Annotated in this window: 2 protein-coding genes; both read left to right on the plus strand. The window is 55.0% G+C overall.

The window, feature by feature from the left end:
• Nucleotides 1-504: relaxase MobL (gene mobL / locus EVJ30_RS15230; RefSeq protein ID WP_236636114.1), on the plus strand; the 504-nt coding region annotated here is incomplete at its 5' end.
• 9 nt (nucleotides 505-513) lie between these two features.
• Nucleotides 514-918: hypothetical protein (locus EVJ30_RS15030; protein WP_131469576.1), on the plus strand; the 405-nt coding region annotated here is incomplete at its 3' end.

Consider the following 918-nt stretch of genomic DNA (forward strand, 5'->3'; position numbering starts at 1 on the left):
CGTGTCCTGCGTCCCGAGCTCGTCCGTCAATTCAAGGACATCTATGAACGGTTGCCGGAAGATAAACGACAATGGCGCTACAACATGAACGGGATGCAGCCACTCCGTGAATCGCTCGACCGTCTGACTGACAGTTATATCGACATTCACTTCAAATCAGAGTTTCAAGCCTTCAACGAGCGGCTCGAGCAGGAGGTGTCGTTCCATCGTCGCAGCTACGGAGACACGGAGAAGGCCGAGCGTTACCGGACGACAAAGCGACAGGACCTTTACACCCGGATGGGGAACGCCATCCTCTCCGAGATGCGAGACTTGTCAAAAGAACAGACGACATGTGAGAAAAATGAAGACCCCAAACATCCGGTCCGACGAGCGTTCAAACAACAAAAGCTATTCAATGAATCACTCTACCGGATCGAGCGGCACATGAACGACGAATTCGAACACCTGAAGAATCAACGTGCTTTCGAACAGCTGGAGCGGGACATCGAATATGGAAAGTGAGGGAGGACGATGGAAGAGTTGAGACAGATCCGTCTTCGATTGAAGCCGGAGACGGTCGCGTATTTGGAAGAGTTCGCCGACGACAAGCGCTTCGGCCACCTCGGCCAGGTCATCGACCATATCGCAGAAGAACATAGACAACTGGCCGACGAGAAGTGGGACATGCAGTTCCTCACCCGCTCGATCAGTACGCAGGTCTCCCGTCATATCGAGGAGTTGATCAACGGGCAGGTGTCGACAGAACTCGAGCGCATCCGGCTCGCCGCGAACCGCTCCGACCGTCACGGACAAATCCTGACAGAGCTCCTGCAGGCGCTCATGCAGACCGAGGGCATCGAGGACATCATGACGACGGACCAGTTCAAACCGACGTTCCTCGAGACGGCGGAACATGTCGTCCAGGAACGCATCGAG

Origin of the sequence: Exiguobacterium sp. SH5S13 (assembly GCF_004337085.1) — a bacterium.
In the GTDB taxonomy this organism is placed as follows: Bacteria; Bacillota; Bacilli; order Exiguobacteriales; family Exiguobacteriaceae; genus Exiguobacterium; species Exiguobacterium aurantiacum_A.